Raw genomic sequence first — 20,711 nt, forward strand, 5'->3', positions numbered from 1 at the left:
TTAGGGATAATGATTTTCATAACTACTTATGCAAGATGAATACCTGTTAGAAGACCTTCTGCTCCCCCCGTTGCGGCTAAATCCGCCAGCAAATCAGTCTTCGATCAGAACCCCATCGCCTCTCTCTGAGCCTGCCGATTGAAACCCGTTCCCCGTTGAAACGCGGGACGGCAGTTGAGATTTCGCCCCCAACCGTCCCGCCGCGCCTGGAGCGGGATCTCGTCGATGAAACAGCTCGGACTGGCCTGCTCGCCCCGACGAAACTCGCACCAGGACACGCTAACGCGCTGGCGGCCTCGGGTGAGTGCGACATAGGCCAGTCGTCGCTCTTCCGCCGGATCGATGTTCGTGCGCGACGGAAACAGCGTGTCTTCCCAACCGATCAGAAAGACATGCCCGAACTCCAGACCCTTTGATCCGTGAATGGTCATCAGCTTGACCCGGCCGACACTCTCATCGCCGCTGCTTTCCGAGCCAAGGGCCGCATGGTCGAACAGCTCCTCCACCGAGCTGAACTCGTTGGCGAGCGATAGAAGCTCGTGCAGGTTTTCCAGCGCCGTGCGGCCATCGTCCCCGGCTGCCTGGTGCATCGCGAGATACCCGCTCTCTTCTACAAGAACCCTCAGACGCTCTCCCAAACTGGGCTCGCCACTGCGGGCGCCTTTCAGGATCACGTCCAGAAAGCCGCGCAGCTTGTCAGCAGCTTTGCCAGTGCGTCCCTGCACCGTGCGCTCGGCTGCCTCGTACAGCGAGATCGCCTCCTCATCCGCGACCTGTTCGAATGTCGCCATGGCCTTGGCCCCGATCCCCCGGGCGGGCTGATTGACGATCCGGCGGAATGCCTCATCTGACTGCCGCTCATACGGAAAACATGTCAGACGCAGGAAGGCCAGCGCGTCCTTGACCACGCCGCGCTGCCAGAAGGCGGTATCATTGACCAGCTCGTAAGGGATCCTTGCGCGCAGCAGAGACTCTTCCAGCAGCCGGGAGAGATGGTTGAAGCGATAGAGCACCGCCATGTCCTCGTAAGGCACGCCTTCCAGGGCACGACGTCCGATCTCGGCAGCAATCCCGGAGGCCTCGTCCTGACTGCCGGTATGCCGCAGAATATCCACTGGCTCCCCATCTCCGGACGCGGTATACAGTGTTTTCTCCAGTCGGTTAGCGTCGTGAGAAATGACTGCGTTGGCCGCTGACAGGATATGACCGGTCGAGCGGAAGTTCTGCTCCAGGGCAATCATGCGTCCGGTCGGAAACTCCTTGAGAAAGCTTCGGATAATCCGGACATTGGCCCCACGCCAGCCGTAAATCGACTGCGCATCGTCGCCGACAACGAAGAGCTCGTTGTGGTCTTTGGACAGGCATTTCAGCCAGAGAAACTGGAGGCGATTGACGTCCTGGAACTCATCGGCCAGCACGCAGTCAAACCGGTCCGCCCAGTCCCGTCTGTAGCGTTCGTCGCGGAGCATGGTCACGGTAGGCCACAGCAGCAGGTCTGCAAAATCCGCGCGATTGCTTTCGCGCAGCATCGCCTGATACGCAGGATAGAGCACGGCCGCATCCCGCCAGACCATGATGTCATCGCCTTCGGTGATGGCATCCGTCGCAATCCGTCCCTCGACCCAGGCCACGGCATCCGGGGGAAGAACCATGTTTTCCTTGAGCATGGCGATGTGCGAGCTGACGGACTTCACACGCTTGCGAAACGTCTCTCCGTCATCGGCATTCATGACGCCTGCTTCAATCGCCTTTTCCAGGAGCCTGCGCACGATCTTCGTGCTGTCTTCGCTGTCACAGACGTCGAACCCCGGACGCAGCCCGGCAATGTCGGGATCGGTCCGCAGCTGACGGCGTCCGTGCGCATGGAAGGTGCCCACCCAGTACGGGGCCTGCGCGATGTTCAGGGCCGCCGCGATCCGCGTCTTCATCTCCCCGGCCGCCTTGTTGGTAAAGGTCACGGCCAGAATGCGATCGGGCGACATCCGGCGTTTGACGACACGGTCGACAATACCGGCCACAAGCGTCTTGGTCTTTCCGGTCCCGGCACCCGCCAGAACAACAACCGGTCCTGTCTGACGCGCGGCGTCTGCCTGGGAGGGGGTCAATCCTGAGAGATGATTATCCACGACCCCGTCCCTGCTCCCGGGTGCCATGAAGAACATCGCACCGCGTCGCACGGCGGCCATCAAGGCTGAGGATCATGTCCGGCTCGACCATCAGGTCGAACTCCTGCCCGAAGTCCCATGTCCCGTCCGCCAGGACCGTGCCTCCGACCACGAGACCGCGCAGCACATCATCGCCGAACGCGATCTCGGCGTAGGTCTGCGGGAAAGGCGGCTGATTGTGCAGCAGGGCCCAGGTATGCCACACGCGGGTTGTCTCGGCATCGGCATGCCAGGCGGCGGTCAGTTCTGCGACATGTCCCAGAAGCGTGACGGCATCCGGACGGTCAGGATGAGGCGTGCTTCCGGGAACGGTGCCAATCAGGACAAGCTGCTGCTCCCCCGCCTGGCAAGTCAGGAACCCACTGTCTCCGGTTGGAGACTGAACAAACAGGACGATGCGTCCGGAGAGATCCCAGCCTGCCGCACTCCAGCGTCCGCCAACCACGAGACCCTGACGCCGATCCGTCTCAGGACCGTATTCTACCAGCGCCCAGGGAATACGACATCCGAGGTCTGGCATCCGGCGCAGATAATGGTCCGCATCCGGGTGCGCCAGAAAGGCCGTTCTCAGAGCGTCATTCTTTTCATGCCCGGGAAACAGCGCCTCCATTTCCCGTCGTGCCTTGTCATTCGTCATCAGTCTCTCCTCAGGCGGCGCGGGCGGCGGCCACAACAGTCTTCAGGGCGTCGTTGAAATCTTTGCAGCCACCGTGGGGAATACGGCGGATCACGCGGACACCGGCTTCGCGGCCCAGCTCTGCAAGGCGCGCGGCGTAGCGGTTGCCGGCGTCATCATGATCGGTTGCGGCCACCAGAACGGCAGCCGGATCCTTTGCCATTTCAGCCAGCTCGGCCGTAAGGGCTTCGACCGTCTCCGGTCCCATGCCACCTGCGGTCGAGCAGTACAGGGTTTCGCGCGTGCGCTCGCTGTCGAGGGCGGCGTAGGACAGGGCATCAATGGCGGATTCACTCACCACCAGGCGACGAACCGTGCGAGCCAGACCGGGCTGGAAGCGGAACAGCGTTTTGACCGTACCCGACAGACAGATACCCTTGGTGTCCGGACCACGCAGTTCCGCACCACAGATGGCTCCCACGGCATCCCGGTGGCAGAACCAGGCGGCGTGATAGCCGTCCCGGATGCAGCCGGTCATGATGGCCCGACGCAGAACCCATTCCGGAAGGCAGCGCTCCTCGGTGAGATATGCCCAGACCTTCGTGCCGGATTTGAGCTCTTTCCTGGCCTGCCAGCGCTCGGCCGGAGCAACGTCTGGCGTTTTGGCCTGACGCTCGCGGACGTATTCTGCCCCCTTCGGTTCAATGCCCACCAGTTGACCCAGCTCCCGACAGGCATCGCGAAACTTCAGACCGGGCGTCAGGCGCTGGATCAGGGAGAACACATCCCCCTTTTCGTCCGATCCCGTATCCCACCAGCCACGGCCTTCATGGTTGACGATAATCGTCTCGCCCTTGCCCGCACGGTATTTCAGAGCGTTCCGCGTGCTTTCGGGCTTGTCGAGGAGGTAGCCATGGCGCTCAAGCAGCAGAGCACAGGAGACGCCTTTGACAATGTCGGTCCGGTCGTCGTCAGACAGTCTGAACGGCTCAAAGCGTGCCATGATCGTCATCCTTTCTCGCTTCGGGGCGGCGCAACGGTCAGAACCGGCCTCAACGCCCCTGTGATCTGGGTTTAATTTAGAAGAAATTTGCAAGTATTGCAAGGAAAAACGGCGTTTTACTGCGGCTTTCATCTATTGTTATTGTCGTGACTTGCCCATATACAAACATCATCGCCACACACTTAACGAATACTTAAACAAGCCTTTCGTTCGACCCGTGCCGGAGGCAAAAGGGGCGAAAGCAAGCGCAGCGACGCCTTTCGTCCCGACACTGCCAGGTCCGTCACAAACGCAGCGCAGGACACGATGCCTTCTCAGGGGACCCGGCTGCACGGAGCAACCGAAGGGCGCGGAGGAAGCTGGGGTGGAAGGTCGTCTTGTCCGGAGTGAGGCTTGTGGCACTCCAGACCTTCCCCGCCAGACGCTCTCACACCTTCAGGCACAGTCCCGATCCGCAAAAGGATTTGGAATCACGCTGTCCTCTCGAGCAACGCGCGCGCGATCCGGAAGATGGGCCGATCCTTCGAGCTCGCGCGCAATGGCGTCGATCTGAGCCTTCAGGGCCTGAATATCCTGCAAACCGATCCGGTCCCTTCGGATTTCAAGGCGTCCGGACACGGCGATGCACTCTGCACCATTTTCGATCGCCAGATCATCGATCTGCAGGCGCGCGCGCCCCTCTTCAAACGGAAAGAACGTCATGGCCTGGCCTCCGTAGTCGCCCGTTCCGGATCGGCCTGGGTCCTGACGGCATAGGGGCTTTGCCGGGGACGAGGGAGGGCCATGGCCGTCTGACGGATCTCATCAGGCAGGGATGGAAAGGGGTTTACCCCCGTCGCCTGGGTCAACGCGCCGATGCTGATGATCGTACAGGTTGGTTGGCTGCTATTTTGACAGAAATACGCGCCTGCTTCGTCCTCCGCGGGATCGTAAACAGCCTTCCAGGTCGCAGAGGGCACAAAAACCCGATGTGATCCGATGGTCTTGACCGACGCTCCAAATGCCGGACCGGTCACGACGTAAAGCTCGCCTTCGCGCTGTGCGAGGCGACGCACCGCCATTTCCACGCCCGTCCAGATGCCTTCATTCAGTTCCGGGGTCTGGGGGACCACATTGGACAGCGCAAAACTCTGCTCCTGGGCGCGACGGCTTGGCTCATCGCCCGAACAGGCCATATGGCCGCGATCATAGTCCGACGCGCGGTAATCGCTCAGCTCGGCCCGGTCCTCAAAGGACAGACGGGGATCGGCATGAAAGAACCGGACGACCCGGCCGATCTGCATGCTGCGCTCCAGGTCTTCCTCGGTCAGATGCTCTGCCGTCCACAGGGGGCCATGACTGATCCCCGAATGCAGGACAGCAAAGGCGTCATTGCACAGAAGCACGGTCTGCTGCCCAAGCGCCTCGCTGGTCAGAACCGGAAGCTGGCCGTCTCCGCCAAACTCGGCACACCCGGCCGGTGCCGCCTGACTTGCGGTGGCCCAGAACAGGGCGCTCAGGGCAAGCCCTGCTCTGTGGTGTCGCATCGCCATTCCCTTTCCTCCCGGATGCCTGTGGTGTGCATGCCAGGATGACACGGCCTGTTGTGAGTGAAGGATCAGGGCTGTCAATGGGAGACACCCAGCAGCGTGCGTTGTGCCGAACGATGGGCTGCACTGGCGTCACGGCGCAGTGCGGCGCGTAACGCCGCGCCAAGACGGACGTCATTCGCGTCGTCAGCCAGAAGATCCGCTTCCGCGTAAAAACGCCGTGCGCGGCCAATGGTCTGGCCTGCGGAGACGGCGCGGTGAAAGACAGGCGCCTCAAGCGCAGGAAGAAAACTGGACGAAGCTGTGAGGGTCTGGACCTGCACGATGCGGTTCCTTTCTTGTATTTTTTTGCCGGATGCGGGCCGCGCTGCGGCCCTGATGTCAGTGGAGGAAGGAGAGGATAAGCGGGCCTGATCTCAGTCTTCCGTCCCAGGCAGGGAAGCGCGCTTGACGGCCCGACCGTCGCTCGCAAGGCATCGCTTTCCGTCGTGCATGTAGTGGTTGCGGCGAACCTTTCGATACACGGCTCCCAGCTCTGCCCCAGCCATGCGGAAGGCTTCTCCGAGTTCAAGATCTGCAAAGAGAACCGTATCCGGCCCAAAGACCTCTGCCTTTTTACGGGCTGCTGTCAGATCTGTTTTCCTGCGCTTGGACATGCTCTGCCTCTCTCGGTTTATTTCGTTCCCGATCGGCAGCCTCGTGGGGCGGGCGGCGTGGCAAGGGCGGCGCTGTGCGCCGGGAGCGGAGCGACGCACCCTTGCTGCGACGCCTGCCCCATGAGAGCCCCTTCCCTCCCTCCTCTTTCTCTTTCCCGCGCGTCTCTTTTCTGCCCCCCCAGAGGTTTTCGCGAGGGCCGAATGATGCCGGTATCTTATTGTTTTTGTTGACTTTTATTTGTGGCGCGCTTTACGCTTACCGCACAACGACAGGAGGACACCGATGAGTGCACAGACAAATCAGACCGCCACGGTGATCCGCTTTCCGCAGGAGCGGCGTCGTGCGCCGACCCTGGACGCGCTCACCGACGCAATCCTGCCCGAGACGCAGTTGCGGTCGCTTGCCGAAATCCGGGCCGTGACACCGCCCCGACAGGTTGAGCGCCTCCGCGCGTTCGGACGCGAGAGGGCGCGACAGATTTTCGGAGCCACGCCGTTGCCCGACACGCGGGAGGGTCGTCAGCGCATGGCGTCTGACTGGCTGACGCTTCTGGTCGGTCGGGCACTGGCCCGGGTTTCCGACGCACGGTCCCTCACGGAACAGGCAGAGCGGCGCGAGATCGAAGATCCGCAACGCGACGGCATCTATGACGATCTTGCGCAGGCGCTACGCGCCGAGATCGTCGCCTGGGAGACGGCCCAGAATATTCTCGGCGGATGGGAGATCGTTCAGGGCCTGATCGACGATCCGGACTCCTGCGCCGTCACGGACAGCGCAACGTGTCAGAGCAGACCCATCTGAACAGGCTGCTGCCGCGACAGCGGTGCAGACAATGCCGGAGCCAGCGAGATGCGGGCTGCATGATCGGCTGGCACACCGTGACGGTCGATCAGCCTGCGCAACAGCGCCTGTTCGCCTCGGAGCGTTTCCTGACGCAGTTCAGCGTGGTACAGGTCGAGCACCTGATGCTCGACCAGGAGAGCCGCGATCCGGCTTTCCACGTCTGACCAGGTCCAGGCGGGATCGCCGATCCCGCCACGCGCAATGATCTGATCGAGGAAGGCGAGACGCCCCTGCGTTGTGCTGAAATACCGGCCCGCAAAGCCGTCCCGGTTAAAGCAGGCGATAAACCCCCACATCTGGCTGACGCGCTGGTACAGCGCCTTGCTGAACCCCTCCTCCGGCAATCCTTTCGCAACAAAGGCGAGGATTGCATTGGCCAGTTTCGCCTTGTCCTGCGGTGAGCTCCACTGGGTGGCCGTCAGGCCCTCGGCCTCAATGCGGGCGCGCCGCAGGTGTGGCAACAGCAGGCTCATGCGGTGGCCTCCTGCGCGAGCGCGGACAGAGCCTCCGCGACAGCGCCGGCAAGATCGGGCCGCCGCGCGATCAGCCAGCCCGTCAGTGCGGTGCGATCCGCCGCGTCCACAAGGGAGACGACGCGATCGACGTCGCAGCGTCTCAGCTGCTCCACACTGTCAGCGGCCACCGCCACGGCCGAGGCCCAGATCTGGTCGCGCGACTGCGGACCCGCAGACACCGTGTCAGGCGTAGCATCGGACATTTTTCTTCTCCTGAAGGATTTCAAGGACGGCCGGTCAGGCCAGAAATTCGAGGGTTTCCGGGGTGATGGTCATGCGCAGTGTGTCGCCTGAGGCCTGCCTGAGGGCCTGCCGCACAAGCGACGCCTCCAGGAACTCGCATCCGTCATCCCCGCCAAAAGCCTGGCGTTTGACGTCATGAGCCCTGCCCGCGTTCTGTGCCGGGTCCGCTTCGCGTGCATACGCGCACAGATTGGGCTTCTGACCGTCATCGGACGGCAGAAGGGGAAGCCCGTTCGACATCATGTAGATCCCGTGATCTCCAACCAGCCACAGACCCGCAGGGATCTTTGCAGGATCGACGTCGTCCTGACGGCCCCATTCGCGCGCGCCATGCCCGGGCTTGCGCAGGCTCTTGTCAAAGAGCTGCGTCAGCGTGGCACGGCGCTCGGACGCGGCCTCGGCATGGGCGAGAAGGCGCTCGATCAGCGCGCGGTCGAAAGTGACGATCATGGGATATTTCCTCGGATCTGAAATGAAAAAACCCCGCACGATGGAGGGGCGTGGGGGCGTTCGGAGACGTGGAAGCTTCAGCCGCGAGAGTGGGCGCTGTGCGTTGCCGAGGCGAGATAATGATGGGGCACCGGCCCCGCCAGAAAGCTCGGCAGGCACGTAAAGGCGAAGACCAGGGCGAGAAAACCGAAGACCCCACCGGCCAGTCCGGCAACGTCCTTGATGTCCTGAAGGGTCTGCTGGGAAATCTGCATGAAAGGTCACTCCTGTTGCCGTCATCTCTTTTCTCTGATGACCTTTCCGGCACAGGCACAGGATGGCTGCGATGGCACAGGCGCCGCGCAGCGGCGGGATCTCCACGACCCGGAGCCCGTCAGGGCGAGGACGCGTGGAGACCCACCCTTTGCCAGCGCAGACAGCCTGTGCTGCCCCCTCTCTCCTTCTGCGTCTTTCCCTCTTTCTTCTTCCTGCTCTCCCTCCACCCGGCTCGCGCGGGTGACGATACGGGGTTCAGATGTGTCCATTTTGGCGCGCGACCTGCATCACGCCAGTGTCCTCCACGAGGCGGTAAGGCGTCAGGGTTAGTTGCCCCGTCCAGCGATGCTTCATTACGATCATGGGAACACCCTCGACCGTGCCATGCTCCCCGCGGCGGCTCGCCTCGGCGATCTGGGCGCGCGTGACGCGTGGCGGCTGCGTCCGGGTTCGGAAATCCGTCTCCGCCGCCTGTCGGTCCGAATAGGGCCCGTGCCAGTGCTGGGCGGCCTCTTTCGGCCAGAACGACGTCACGCGCAGATAGACACGCCCATCCGGTGCAACGCCAAGATGGACCTTGCGACGATCCAGAAGGCAGGTCTCGATCTGGAGAAGGCTTTCATCGATCATGGAAAACTCACTCATCTTTTGGACGGTAGGATCTGGCAGGGGAGACCTGGTCCGCTCCCCTGCATTGGCCTCAGGCCGCCAGTTGGTCCGCCTGTGAGGCCGCAATCAGGACGGCGGCGGCCAGGGCAGGATGCTGGTGGGCGCGATAGCGCGACACCAGAGCGTCCCAGGTCTCGCTGCTCAAAGCGGCCGCAGGCGCGCCTCTGGTTTCGAGACTGGTGGCGACTTCCGCGGCCCATCCCTTGAAACCAAGATGGCCGTCGTCAGACAGGCGTTCGGCCTCGGTGAGCGAAGCTTCGCGCGGCTGTGCACCGTCCATGCGGAATGGCGTGTACCGTGTTCCCCATGAGGCCACACCTGCCATGCCGTCGTGGGGAACCGGGTCTGCAACCGTGGTTTCCAGCCATTCAGATGTGCCAAGTGCTTCTGAATCGTAGGCAGCGTCGAAGCCACGCGGCTTGCGGCTGCCACGATTGACAGTGACCATGATCTTGAACGACTTGCCGGGGTGCTGCAGCGCGGTGTCGCGGCCAAAGCTCAGAATGAGCGGCTTGAGGCCATCTACCGACTTCGCCTCGACAACGCGCCGCTCTCCCAGATGGGACATGAGCGCCATCGTGGTGCTGGTGAAATAGCCCTCGCGCTTTGCGGTGGCGGGCGTAGCACTGAGCGTAAAGAAAGCCATGTCAATCTCCAGATATGACAAAGGCCGCCTCGCGGCGGCCTGGAAGAACTGTGAAGGGGCGAGGTGGGGTCAGAAGACGTATTCGGCGCTGCCAAAGACGTCCTGCCAGGGGCTCCGGCGCTTGGAATGGCAATCCGTCACGTCGTCATAGAACCCGGATCTGAAGCGTTTTCTGATGTTAGAAACTGTCTCGTGTTCCGTATCGTCCAGCGGAGCGTCGCAGCTGATTGACACCGACCCGTAGGAGGTTTTGCGCACCCGGAATTTGTGGTTTGGCAGGGCGGCTTTCAGCAGGCGGCGGATGTTCTTTCCTGCCAGCACCCCGCTCTGGTCCGATCCCTGCTCCAGATGGGCGTACTCGGGATCGGTGCGCAGACGCTCGATTTCAGCCGCATGGGCCGCCGCAGCCTGATCTTTCCGCGCCTGTTTTTCAGCACGGCATGCTTCGGCATGAGCGTGCAGCTGCGCAATTTCCTCCGGGCCAGCCTTGGGCTCGTCGTGGAAGATGGTCCACTGCACGCCGTGCAGAATGCTCTCGGGCAGCTTCTTGCTGATACTTCCGCAGGCAAAGACGATATCAAAGCTGGCACTGCCTCCCGCCGCGATGAAGCCACCAGCAAGGCGTCTGATTGTCTCTGGGCGAGGCGTGCCATGGACCGCAGACACGACCCCCCGGCCTCTGTTGTACAGGATGGTGCTGACGCGGGTGCCTACGGTGACAGTCGGGTGTTCGGACATGCTGATCTCCTTCTCTTCATGTCTCTTCAACTGTCCTCTCCGGGGTCAGGGCCTGACTGGCGGGGCAAGGGCGACGCGTCAGCGGCGGTCCCGCAGGCGTCAGCCGAGGACACCACCCCTTGCGGCGACAGACAGGCTCTGGCACCCGCCCCTCTCTCCTCCTTCTTTCTCTTTTCTCTTCGCTTCTCGCCCTCGCGCGGGCAGGCTCTTCCCCTGTGAACCCAGGCACCGTCTCACCGCACGAAAAAGGGCGGAGCCATGCTGACTCCGCCCTTGAAAATCGTAACCGGTTCGTCCAGGTTCAGAGGTGAGCCGTGAGGGGCTTCGGGAAAAAACACCTCACGGCCCGGTTTACCTTAAGTGATTTACTCGGAGAGGCTCTTCAGTGCGGTGGCCACCGCCTGAAGGGTCTTCTTCGTTTTACGTTTGACGACTGTTGGAAGGTATCCCCACGACTCCCTGTTAAATCAGACGTCACTCGGCTTTCTACGCGCTTCAGGCCAGACCTAAAAACAGGGCCAAAGCGCGATTGACAGAGAGCATGACCGTATCGCTGGCGATCCCGAAGGTTGGACCGATCTTGTCGCGGGAGACAGTGCTAGGTTTGTCGATCATCACCTGAGACGTCTTGCGCAGCCCGTTTCGCTCGTCCGGTGTTACCGACAGGCGAAGCAAGGGCGCGTCTATGAGCGTGCTGGTAACAGGGAGTACGGTCACAGAGGCCGTCGTTTCGAAGCGGTCAGCCTGGACGATTAGCGCGGGACGGGGTTTTCCCAGATCACCCTGGAGAGCAACGGTAACGAAGTCTCCCCGGTTCATGCATCCCATCCGTCGAGATCGCTGGCCGCGCTTTCAACGAAGGACATCAGCGCGGGATCGTGCCGTTCTGCCTCGGCCACGAGACGCGCCTGGCGCTGGCATTCTGCATCAAAGCCAGGTGTGCGCGTATCGGGTACCCAGATCTGGACGGGGCGCAAACCGGCCTTACGAAGGGTGTCACGGCGCTTTTGGACGCGAATGGCAACAGGGGTCATGGCTATTTCTCCTCCCGTTACATGTAACAAAAAAATTTCCTGTTTTCTACTAAAAAGCGCTCGGGCTGCTCCTCCTCCCACTATGCGTTGTAGGGTTCCCTAAGCGTAAGCGCTCTCGCACACGTCTCAACGCTTCGGAATGGAATCAAGGCTGAGAATTTTGAATAGTAGTCTGCCATAGGGGCGCTTTCTTCTGTCTTCTTACAGAAAAGGCGGCACTCAGAAGAGCGCCGCCTGATGTCAGGTCTATTCGTGGCCGCGTGCTGCCTCAGACCCGAAGGATCTCCAGCCGGCCTCCCATAGCGGCCTGCATGGCCACCAGTTCCTGGGGCACCACGAGGTCCGGTTTTTCTGCCGGCTCGTCCTCCGTGACGTCAGGATCGCCAGCGTCTTCTCCGCCCTCCTCGTCCATCACGTCTTCCAGATCCTCCGGATCAGCACACTCCAGGCCGTCTTCATCCTCGGCTTCCAGATCGTCTGTCAGGGCGGCCCACTTCGCGCGGCGGGCCTGCCTGTTTCGAACCTCCTCGGTCCAGACGCCAATCGCCTGCGCAAAGCCTGCGGCCTCCGGAACCCAGTGCCCGTCTCCCACGGCGTTCAGCAGGGCGGCCCGCATCTCCTTGCCTGTGTTGAGTGGTGCAAGCCCATGCGCCTGAACCGCTTTGGTGATCCCGGGCTTGCTGTAGGTCTTCAGAAAGTCCTCATCGGCCATGCTCGGCATGTGGGTATCCGCGTCGAACAGACAGCCCAGCAGTTCCGCTGCCATGCCGGAGCCGGACTGCATGCTGACCTCGCAGTTCATGAAGCCTCCGAGGCTTTCCAGCGCATGGCGGCGGATGAGCGCTTCATCACGCACCAGTTCGCCTTCCGGAAACAGCGCTTCCATGGCGGTCTTCACCGCGTTCTCCTGAGGCGAACTGCTTTCGCAGCCGTAAATATGGACGTTGTTGGCATTCAAAGCGAGCAGCAGGCCGGCCACCAGATCCCACGGATCCGCATTTTCGCTTTTCGCCTCCAGCGCCTTCTTCAGCGCGAGAGTCCGCACGGAGCCGATCATCTTCAGACCCGTGCCGGAGATCTCAGCGCGCTCCTTCTTTGGGGGTGGCGTCTGCTCCACCACGCGCGGTTCGGAGCGGACGGTTTCTTCACCCGTGTAGCGGAACTTCCGCTCTTCGACTTTCAGGGTACTCCGATTGAGCCAGTATCCGACAACATCGGTCTCCTGCTGGCCCATCCAGTTCGTGACGAAGTTATAGCCCTGAGGGCGGAGGGGAGACCCATACTCGTCCGTCTCGATCGCAAGCGTTCCTTCGGGGCGATGCTCGGCGATCCAGTCTTCCTGCGCCGCCCGAAACGCCGTGGCATCCGTGACGTAGCGATTGTCCTCACTGCCCTGCCCGAACAGATCTTCGGTCCAGACGACGCCATGCTTTTGTGCCAGCGCATCGTCAAACCGGGCATCACGCGCATACCACTCGTCCTGACGCAGGTGCCAGGTGAAGTCACGCCAGTTCACGGTATCATCCGGATCCTCGGCGTTGAGACGATACCCGGCCGGGTCCTCTCCCTCCTCCACGCTCTCGGCAAACATCTCAGCCCAGGCAGCGGCCTGATCCTCCAGAGACGACAGGGCCAGAGTCCGACGCTCTTTTTGGTCCGGGCCACGGCCAATTTCGATAGCGTGCAGGATTGGCGGATGCAGCCTAGCCAGCAGAGACAGGCCCTTGAGGTAGGCTGGTGTCACCATGAGGGCCATGCAAAGCTGCTCATCCGTATAGCCAAGTTCCTCGCGCATCCGGGTTACGGCACGCCACTGGTCCGGCTCGGTCATGCCTTCGCGGATCATGTTCTCGCTGGCCGCCGCAAGATCCTCAAGACCATTATCGACCTTGGTGACGTGGACCTGCATTTCCGTCAGGCCCGCATAGATCGCCGCTTCCGTGCGTCGATGGCCCGCGATAATCATCAGGCTGCCGTCCCCCAGCTCGCGCACGCGCGGCGGATGGACAAGCCCGACTGCGCGGATATTCAGCGCCAGCTGGCGAATGCTCGCCTGACCGGGCTTCGTCTGCCGGGGATTGTTCGGGTTCGCGATCAGGGTGTTAGGATCGACAAGGCGCAGTTCGTCCATGATGGGTTCCAGTGATGTCGTAAGGGTGTTGAAAAGGTGTCGTGGAGGGGAGAAGTCAGGCGGTCAGGCTGTGCGCGAGGTGGGAGACCACACGCTCGATATGCTCGACCTCCAGCTGTCGCGCTTCCAGCGTCAGCGCGGCCGTGCCGTAAGACCCATCTTCATCGTTGTCGAAATCGGCCTGCACGCGGCGGATAACGGTTTCGACGCAGTGCCAGACCACAAGGTCAAAGCTGTTCGGAAACAGAGGGGCAATCGTCTGGTCAGGTCCAAGCGCTGCAACGGCCTTCTCAAGGGACAGGTCTTCGAACAGATCCGGACTGTCGTCCGCTGTCACATGAAGCGTTGTCCACCAGCCTTCTTTGGCCTCGTACTCAACTTTGACCGTCTTCACGCCATGCGTCTGCATCGCGTCAAAGATCAGCGTCAGGTTTGCTCTGAGCGCCACTTCGGCCGCGGGTTGTCCTGCCGGGTCTGACACGCCTCTCTCCTTTTTTCTGTCGTGATGATCTCGGCGCGGGCACGGGGCGTGGCTTCGCGCAAGGCCGCGCGTCAGCGCGCCCGGCCTGAGCCTTGCGCGGAGCCGCGACCTGTGGCGGCTCCCTCTCTCTCTTTTCGTTTGCTTTACAGCCGCCTTCTCTTCTCCCTGAGGCAGGCAAGGCGGTGGCGGTTCAGTCGTAAAAAGGCAGAGTCTCGTCGATCGACCCGTCCCGATCGAAGTGGATGTAGTGGCAGTCCTGCTCTCGCGCCTGAACCATCAGGGCGGCCAGTTCGGGAGACACGTCCTGCGGGGCGTCCTCCGCCTCGGTGGGAACGTAAATCATCCAGCCATAGGGCCCGCCAAGACAGCTTCGCCCTGCTGTGCCCCCGCTGCTGAGATAGAGCTCGCACGCGTCGCGCTCTGCGACCGGAAGATGCCCGGTACTGAGATCCAGGTGCCGGCAGACGAGGCCTGCGGTTGACGGTTTGGCCTTGCTCATACCTGCCCCTCGGGTCTGACAATGAACGACGTCAGACAACTGCCCCCGGTCCAGCGATCCATGGTCAGCATCATCTCGGCACCATCACGCGTTTGCGCAATGGTACCATTCAGGCGGCCCCGCCGCAGATCCTCCGGGGTAATTACGGGCGGCGCGTGACGGTCCACGAAATCGGCTTCCGCGCAAGCCGCATCCTTGTATGGCCCGTGCCAGTCATTCCCGTTGACGGGATAGGTGTCCACGGTGCGCAGCAGGGCTTCACCATTCGGATAGGTAAAAATCTCCACAGTCACGCCGCACAGGACTTTGGAGATGGTTGTCTGGTCCGTCTGGCTCATGCTGCGCACTCCGCCAGTGGGGTCAGTCCTCTCATGATGGCGTGTCGCTCGTGACACGGTCCATAGACCGTTGCACGATTATAGACAGGCGCGTCGTCCAGATTGGAGTATGCCAGAAAGATGGCTGCATCCTTCGGGTCACGCAGCAGGTTTAGCCAGGACCACACCGGGGTTTCGCCTGTCATCTCCGGGGCCTTGATGGCGGACAGCTCGTCCACACGCTTCTGGAGCCACGCTGAAACCGGCCCCTTGCGAAGCGCGATTTTTCCCGTGCAGGTCATGCCGCGGTCGAGAAGCGCCTGCGCGCCCACAGCATCCCGCAGAACAGTCCGGCACTTGCGAATATAGGTCTCTGCCTGCGTCCCGCTGACACCGGAGAGGCGCATCCCGCCACCTTCGCAGGATGCGGCATACTGCACGACTTCGCGCATGATCTCCCAGTCCTGTCCCGCGCCAATCAGGGACCAGCTTCGCGCACGCAGCGACCCGCGCCCCTCATAGACATTATTATCGCCACCCAGTTCCATCAGCAGATACTGATCGGCATGGAAGCTGCTATCCGCAACATGAGGGCGCAGGGTCTCTGCGGGAAGTCGCACGGCGGCGAGGTCATAGACGATACGATAGGACATGCTCTCTTCCTCTGGTCTCTCTTTCAACCTCTCCGCGGATGCAGGGGCTGCCCGGTGCGGCAAGGCCGCGCGCCAGCGCGCCCGGCCTGAGCCTTGCCGCACCGGGCGGGCCATGCCCGCCCCTTTCCCTCTTCTTATGCTGCCGCTTCTTCTTCCTCGCCTTCTCCCCCATTGTCGTTGACGCTCAGGCTCTCCATCGCGGCCAGTGCCTCGGCGGCATCCGCCTCCCGCCGCGCTGTATCCTCGGCCAGATCCGCCTCAAGGCAGGCCATTTCTTCCTCCTTCTCCTCCAGAAGTGCGGCCTCGCGGAACGGCATCCCGTCACGGGCACGGTAGCCGGGCAGCTTGCGCTCCGTCTCGGCAACCACACGCTGCGCATCCGCAAGCTCGCTGTCGAACCGCAGCAGGGTGTTCTCGATGCGGGCGATGAACCCGAGCGGGGCGGTGTCGTGATCAAAATCGATCCCGATCATCCGGTCCTCGGCCACGATGGCGATGGTCGCCTCCCATTCGGTCTCACCCATGAAGGTCGAGCTCCAGGTCTCACACACCAGCTCGAACCCGCCGATCTCGCCGAGTTTCCACCGGCCTTTCTGCTCGGCACGCCTGGCGGTGCGCGCCTGACCCATCAGCCACCTGCCGGCATCCTGCCGCTCGGTCAGCACATCCGACTTGCGCACAAGCTGGAACGCCTCCCCCCGTGTCGACTGGCGTTTCGCGATATCCGCCCGGATCTTCGGAATAACGGCTTCGGCCACCCTCTGATCACGCTCGGCCCGCTCGATCGCGCGACGCACGTTGAACTGGTCGTCGTAATGGGCGGCCTTGAGACGACGCAGACGGGCCAGCTCCGCTTCCAGTCCCGCCTTTTTCATCAGGCGCTCGTCGCCCGAAGCGAGTGCCTTCGCCATGGCAAACTGGTTCGCACTCTCGCCGATATCCTCCAGACGGCGGATCGACCGGTCTCCCGACATGGCCAGACACAGGAAGCGCTGCTTGCGCTCCAGAAGCTGCCAGTTCGTGGCATCCACCGAGCCTTTCAGGGCGTAGGCGTAAATCTGGATGACCGGGTTCTGGTTGCCCTGGCGTTCGATCCGTCCCTCACGCTGGATAATGTCGGCCACCAGCCAGGGCACATCCAGATGGTGCAGGGCAATCAGACGCTGCTGTGCGTTCACGCCCGTGCCCATTGTCGCACTCGAGCCGATCAGGATGCGTTTGCGTCCGGAATTGAGATCCCGGAACAGACCCTGCTTGGCAGCACTCTTTTTGTAGTGCTGCATGAAGGCGATCTGATCGCGCGGCACGCCCATCCGCATCAGCTCGTCGCGGATCCACAGATAGGCCGAGAAGCCCCGTTTCTCCAGCGCCGCTTCCGTGCCCAGATCCGAGAAGATCATCTGCACAGCCCCGGGCAGGTCATACGGCTTGCCGGTGTCGGGATCGGTGTAGCGGTTCTCGCTCGTCGCCTTCCAGATGTCGAAGACCCTCGCGATCATGACGTTCAGCTTGTTGCTGGTGTCATTGTCATCCGAAGGTCGGACAAAGCGCAGATCAATCGCGGCATGACGCGCATCGTTGATCACGGACAGGATGATGTCCTGCCCTTTTTCAGGCTTGCCCTTGCGCTCCTCGATCACCTTGATCCGCGCTTCCAGGTCCTTCTGGTAATCGCGGAAGGCGGGTCCGCTGTCCGCGACGATGATCTGTCGGCTGCCCGTGGCGACCTCGGGAAGTTTCACGTACTGGCGCAGGTCGTCCTGCTGAACCACGTCCGCGAAATGCCGGTACATGGCCATCAGATCGGCCACGTTCACGAACTCCGCAAACCGCGTCACAGGCTTGTACAGCCCGCTCGGCTGAAGCTCGAGTTCCGTGCGGGTCTCCCCGAAATTGGCGGCCCACGCATCGAACTCGTGCAGGCCACGCTCGATCAGGGCGTCGATCTGCTGGAAGCGCTGCACATTGTACATCTCGCCCAGAGTGTTCGTAATCGGCGAGCCCGAGGCCATCACCAGCTCGCGACCGGGGTTGAGACGGCTCAGATAGCGGGCCTTGACGTAAAGGTCCCAGGCCCGCCCGCTGCCGTTGGGATCCACCCCTTTGAGGCTGGACTGGTTCGTACCGAAGCTGAGCTTGCGGAACTGCTGCGCCTCGTCCACGAGGATCTGGTCGATGCCAATCTCGCCGAGATGCACCAGATCGTCCTTGCGGCTGGCCAGCCCCTCCAGCTTGGCCTCCATCCCTTCCTTCATGCGCTCGATGCGCTTGCGCGAAACGCGATCGTCCTTGTCCACATCGCACAGCAGGCTCTCGTAAGACGCGATCTGTGCCTCGATCATCGCCTGCTCGAACTTGGTCTCGACCGGAATGAACTTGAAGGCATCATGCGTGATGATGATCGCATCCCACTGTCCCGTGGCCGCACGGGCGAGGAAGCGCTGCCGCTTCGCCTTCACGAAGTTCGTCTCGTCCGCCACCAGGATCTTTGCGGTCGGGTAGAGCATCAGGAACTCGCGGGCCATCTGCGCCAGACAGTGTCCCGGCACCACCACCATGGCCTTCGAGATCAGGCCGAGACGGCGCTGCTCCATGATCGCCGCGCACATCGAGAAGGTCTTTCCCGACCCCACGGCATGGGCCATGTAAGTGTTTCCCGTGGCGATGATGCGCCAGACCACCCGCTTCTGGTGGGCGCGCAGCTGGATCGTGGTGCTGGCCCCGGGCAACTGCAGATGCGAGCCGTCAAAGGCGCGGGGGACGAGGTTGTTGTAGGTGTCGTTATACAGCCGCACCAGACGCTCGGCGCGCTCTGGATCCTGCCACACCCAGGCCTGGAAGGCCGTCTTGATGGCGGCGAGCTTTTCCTTGGCGGCCTCGGTCTCCTGGGCATTCAGCTGCCGGTGCTCGCCGTTCTCGTCGCGCCAGGTGTCCCAGATCTGCGGGATGGCCTGATTGAGCGCATCCTCGATCAGTTCCCCTGCGGGACGGCGTTCGGTGCCCCAGACGGACGTCGCCTCGGCCTTGCCCCGGAACGGTCCCTTGTCCAGGGTCCAGGACGCCACCTCCTTGGTGTGCCACACGCCGGCTTCGACCCCGATCACCTCGGCGATGAAGCCCTCGATGTCGGCGGTCGGGATCCACGGCGCGCCCAGACGGGCCGTAATGTCACTGGGCCGCAGATCCTCGGGCTGGGCCTCTTCCAGCGCGGCCACGGTACGGGCAAAGCGGGGATCGGTCTCAGCAGCCTTGCGGGCCTCCGCCAGCTTCGTGCGCACCGCCCCTGACAGGGCTTCGTCGGCCGGCACCCAGACGTCGCGTCCGGGCTGGCTGCGTCCGGCATCGAGGTAAATGGCACTGCCCAGTTCGGCGATGACCTCGTCCTCGGGTCGCCCCAGCAGCTCGGCAATGCGCGGGATCTCTACCACACCCGTCTCGTGCAGGCAGACCGCAAGCGCGTCATGGGCGCTGTGCACCTCCGGCTCCAGCGTCGCCTGGATTACACGCTCGGAGAACAGTGGTCCCTGTGTGCCGACCTGCCGGTCCTCGTCGTACTCCTCGATCGAGCTGACCAGCCAGACGTCCGGATCGTCGTAGAAGGGCTGGAGGTTCGGACGCCGCTGCGTGGTGCTCTCGTCCCCGGTCCTGGGATCAATGCGTGTGCTGGTCAGCGTCAGGTTGATCGGCCCGAACTGTCGCACGAACGTCTGATAGGCGCGCCTGAGGTCGGCCTGGAGCGCGCTGTAGGGCAGGTTCTCCACCTGGGCGCGCAGGACCGCACGGGCGGCATCGCGGACCGGGATCAGGCCTTCGATGATGCGCGCGTGCTTCTGGAAGATGCCGTCCTTCTGCTCGCCTTTCTTCACCTTCACCGCCACCGACTGGCCGTCAATGATCTGGTGCAGCACGCCCTTCTCGATCAGGTAGCTGCCTTCCTTGAGGCTCGCCCCCTCCCCTGCCGTGCCGACATCTGCACGCCGGCTTTCCCGCAGCGCCTCGACATCGAGCGTCTGCGGCACCGGGAAGCGGGCCAGCGCGGCGAGACGGGAGAGCGCGCTCGGAAGCGCATCCTCAAGCATCAGCATCGGGTTTGCAGTGCAGGTGTATTCCGGACCGAACTGTCCGCTCGTCCAGCCGTGCCGACCCAGCACCTGCTGACCGTTCTCCGCAAAATAGCGGTTGATGCTGAGCGGTCCCTCCCTCTCGTCGGTGTCGGACAGGTCCGCAACGTCCAGCCAGGCGGTCTCGCCCGGGCTGTCTCCGATCTCGCGACGGCGCAGGACCAGCACGTCCACGACCACGTCAGTTCCGGCATCATCCCGCATCGCGCCAGCCGGCAAGCGGACCGCCCCGACCAGGTCCGCCGTTTCGAACAGGTGCCGGCGGGCGGTGGCGTCGCGTTTGTCCATCGTCCAGCGTGACGTCACGAACAGTCCCATGGCACCGGGACGCAGGCGGGAGACGGAGCGTGCGATGAAGTAGTCGTGCAGCGACAGGCCAAGCCGCCCCAGCTCGTCCGTGCCGCGCACCGTGCGGTTGCTGAACGGCGGGTTACCGATGGCGAGGTCGAACTGCTCGGCAATCTTCGCCGTGGTGAAGTCTTCAGAGCGCACCCACTGGTTCGGAAACAGCTTGCGGGCGATGCGGGCGGTCAGAGGGTCGTTCTCGATCGCCGTCCAGGCCGTCTTGGGGGCAAGTTTCTCCGGGATCGCGCCCATGAACAAACCCGTGCCACAGCCCGGCTCCAGCGCACGTCCGCCGCGGAACCCCATTTGCGCGACCAGATCCCACAGCGCATGCACGATCAGTTCCGGCGTGTAATGGGCGTACTGCGTGGCCCGCGCCAGTCCGGCCCGCTCCTGCTGGCTCGTCAGCGTCTCAAGCTGCACCCCGATCTCTTCCCAGCCCTGGCGGAACGCTTCGCCCGGACGGGGGAAGAGGCTGTTGGCCAGCTCCCCTGCTCCAAATCCCGTAAACTTCGCCAGCAAAGCCTGCTCGGACGGCGTTGCATTGCGCCCCTCGGTCTCCAGTTCGCTCACGAGACGGATGGCGGCAAGGTTGTCCCGCGCCCGCGCTTTCCAGCCCTGGGACAGGTCACGTGTGCCACAGAGACGGAAGTCGATCTTAGGCGCCACAACCGGGGCTGCAGCGGCTTCTTTCGCGAGGGACGCGGCCTCGTCGAGCGCACGATCTCCGGGCAGGTCGCCCCAGAACAGGGTGTTGCTGCCGCCACCCAGGGCGGAGGTGTCGAAAAAGCTGAGCTGGGT

The 20,711-nt window shown here is 62.8% G+C and carries 22 protein-coding genes; 1 reads left to right on the forward strand and 21 read right to left on the reverse strand.

Translation table 11 applies throughout. The features are described from left to right. Positions 1-104: 104 nt before the first annotated feature. The 6 genes from GOX01_RS10470 to GOX01_RS10495 all read right to left on the reverse strand — a co-directional run bounded on the left by GOX01_RS10470 (position 105) and on the right by GOX01_RS10495 (position 5,636). The gene (locus tag GOX01_RS10470; RefSeq protein ID WP_228119328.1) at positions 105-2,105 is read right to left on the reverse strand and encodes an ATP-dependent helicase; all 2,001 of its coding nucleotides are present in this window, start codon (positions 2,103-2,105) and stop codon (positions 105-107) included. 13 nt (positions 2,106-2,118) lie between these two features. Next, the gene (locus GOX01_RS10475; protein WP_062268824.1) at positions 2,119-2,802 is read right to left on the reverse strand and encodes a hypothetical protein; all 684 of its coding nucleotides are present in this window, start codon (positions 2,800-2,802) and stop codon (positions 2,119-2,121) included. Between the two features lie 10 nt (positions 2,803-2,812). Beyond that, entirely contained in the window at positions 2,813-3,784 is a 972-nt protein-coding gene (locus GOX01_RS10480; protein WP_062268822.1) for a DUF3991 and toprim domain-containing protein, read from the reverse strand. 435 nt (positions 3,785-4,219) lie between these two features. Next, a complete protein-coding gene (locus tag GOX01_RS10485) occupies positions 4,220-4,486 on the reverse strand; it encodes a hypothetical protein (RefSeq protein WP_062268820.1) in 267 nt (88 codons plus the stop codon). After that, on the reverse strand, positions 4,483-5,310 hold the full coding sequence (locus tag GOX01_RS10490) for a DNA/RNA non-specific endonuclease (RefSeq protein WP_228119327.1): 828 nt from the start codon (positions 5,308-5,310) through the stop codon (positions 4,483-4,485). Before GOX01_RS10490 ends, GOX01_RS10485 begins: the two co-directional genes overlap by 4 nt. A gap of 80 nt (positions 5,311-5,390) precedes the next feature. Next, the gene (locus GOX01_RS10495) at positions 5,391-5,636 is read right to left on the reverse strand and encodes a hypothetical protein (RefSeq protein ID WP_062268816.1); all 246 of its coding nucleotides are present in this window, start codon (positions 5,634-5,636) and stop codon (positions 5,391-5,393) included. 616 nt (positions 5,637-6,252) lie between these two features. Between GOX01_RS10495 and GOX01_RS10505 the strand changes: the two genes are divergently transcribed. Continuing rightward, positions 6,253-6,771, forward strand: coding sequence for a hypothetical protein (locus GOX01_RS10505; protein WP_131973912.1), 519 nt, complete (start codon positions 6,253-6,255; stop codon positions 6,769-6,771). Here GOX01_RS10505 and GOX01_RS10510 read toward each other — a convergent pair. From GOX01_RS10510 to GOX01_RS10575, 15 genes are all read right to left on the reverse strand, one after another. Then, a complete protein-coding gene (locus tag GOX01_RS10510; RefSeq protein ID WP_131973913.1) occupies positions 6,753-7,286 on the reverse strand; it encodes a hypothetical protein in 534 nt (177 codons plus the stop codon). The genes GOX01_RS10505 and GOX01_RS10510 overlap by 19 nt on opposite strands. Then, a complete protein-coding gene (locus GOX01_RS10515) occupies positions 7,283-7,555 on the reverse strand; it encodes a hypothetical protein (protein WP_228119326.1) in 273 nt (90 codons plus the stop codon). The genes GOX01_RS10510 and GOX01_RS10515 overlap by 4 nt, the downstream gene beginning before the upstream one ends. A gap of 10 nt (positions 7,556-7,565) precedes the next feature. Next, positions 7,566-8,021, reverse strand: coding sequence for a DUF3085 domain-containing protein (locus tag GOX01_RS13210; protein WP_062269011.1), 456 nt, complete (start codon positions 8,019-8,021; stop codon positions 7,566-7,568). A 77-nt stretch (positions 8,022-8,098) separates the two neighbouring features. Beyond that, positions 8,099-8,275: a hypothetical protein gene (locus tag GOX01_RS13215; RefSeq protein WP_155720746.1), complete on the reverse strand. Its 177-nt coding sequence runs from the start codon at positions 8,273-8,275 to the stop codon at positions 8,099-8,101. Positions 8,276-8,531: 256 nt separating this feature from the next. Continuing rightward, entirely contained in the window at positions 8,532-8,906 is a 375-nt protein-coding gene (locus GOX01_RS10525) for a hypothetical protein (protein WP_218023017.1), read from the reverse strand. A 70-nt stretch (positions 8,907-8,976) separates the two neighbouring features. After that, complete coding sequence (locus GOX01_RS10530) at positions 8,977-9,591, reverse strand: hypothetical protein (RefSeq protein WP_062269015.1); 615 nt, start codon at positions 9,589-9,591, stop codon at positions 8,977-8,979. A gap of 69 nt (positions 9,592-9,660) precedes the next feature. Then, the gene (locus GOX01_RS12905; RefSeq protein WP_155720747.1) at positions 9,661-10,329 is read right to left on the reverse strand and encodes an LPD29 domain-containing protein; all 669 of its coding nucleotides are present in this window, start codon (positions 10,327-10,329) and stop codon (positions 9,661-9,663) included. A gap of 495 nt (positions 10,330-10,824) precedes the next feature. Then, a complete protein-coding gene (locus GOX01_RS10540) occupies positions 10,825-11,148 on the reverse strand; it encodes a type II toxin-antitoxin system PemK/MazF family toxin (protein WP_062022288.1) in 324 nt (107 codons plus the stop codon). Further along, positions 11,145-11,363 (reverse strand): antitoxin MazE family protein, encoded by a 219-nt coding sequence (locus tag GOX01_RS10545; protein WP_062269019.1) that lies wholly within the window; start codon positions 11,361-11,363, stop codon positions 11,145-11,147. Before GOX01_RS10545 ends, GOX01_RS10540 begins: the two co-directional genes overlap by 4 nt. Positions 11,364-11,631: 268 nt before the next feature. Beyond that, entirely contained in the window at positions 11,632-13,494 is a 1,863-nt protein-coding gene (locus GOX01_RS10550; protein ID WP_062269021.1) for a ParB N-terminal domain-containing protein, read from the reverse strand. A 55-nt stretch (positions 13,495-13,549) separates the two neighbouring features. Further along, positions 13,550-13,975, reverse strand: a complete 426-nt coding sequence (locus GOX01_RS10555) for a hypothetical protein (RefSeq protein ID WP_062269023.1) — start codon at positions 13,973-13,975, stop codon at positions 13,550-13,552. Between the two features lie 190 nt (positions 13,976-14,165). Continuing rightward, the gene (locus GOX01_RS13375; RefSeq protein WP_062269026.1) at positions 14,166-14,474 is read right to left on the reverse strand and encodes a DUF5983 family protein; all 309 of its coding nucleotides are present in this window, start codon (positions 14,472-14,474) and stop codon (positions 14,166-14,168) included. Further along, on the reverse strand, positions 14,471-14,812 hold the full coding sequence (locus tag GOX01_RS10565; RefSeq protein ID WP_062269028.1) for a hypothetical protein: 342 nt from the start codon (positions 14,810-14,812) through the stop codon (positions 14,471-14,473). The genes GOX01_RS13375 and GOX01_RS10565 overlap by 4 nt, the downstream gene beginning before the upstream one ends. Continuing rightward, positions 14,809-15,444, reverse strand: a complete 636-nt coding sequence (locus GOX01_RS10570; RefSeq protein WP_062269030.1) for a hypothetical protein — start codon at positions 15,442-15,444, stop codon at positions 14,809-14,811. Before GOX01_RS10570 ends, GOX01_RS10565 begins: the two co-directional genes overlap by 4 nt. Before the next feature lie 134 nt (positions 15,445-15,578). After that, a partial coding sequence (locus GOX01_RS10575) for a DEAD/DEAH box helicase family protein (RefSeq protein ID WP_141259250.1) occupies positions 15,579-20,711 on the reverse strand: 5,133 nt, incomplete at its 5' end.

Origin of the sequence: Gluconobacter oxydans, from assembly GCF_006539685.1 — a bacterium.
In the GTDB taxonomy this organism is placed as follows: Bacteria; Pseudomonadota; Alphaproteobacteria; order Acetobacterales; family Acetobacteraceae; genus Gluconobacter; species Gluconobacter oxydans.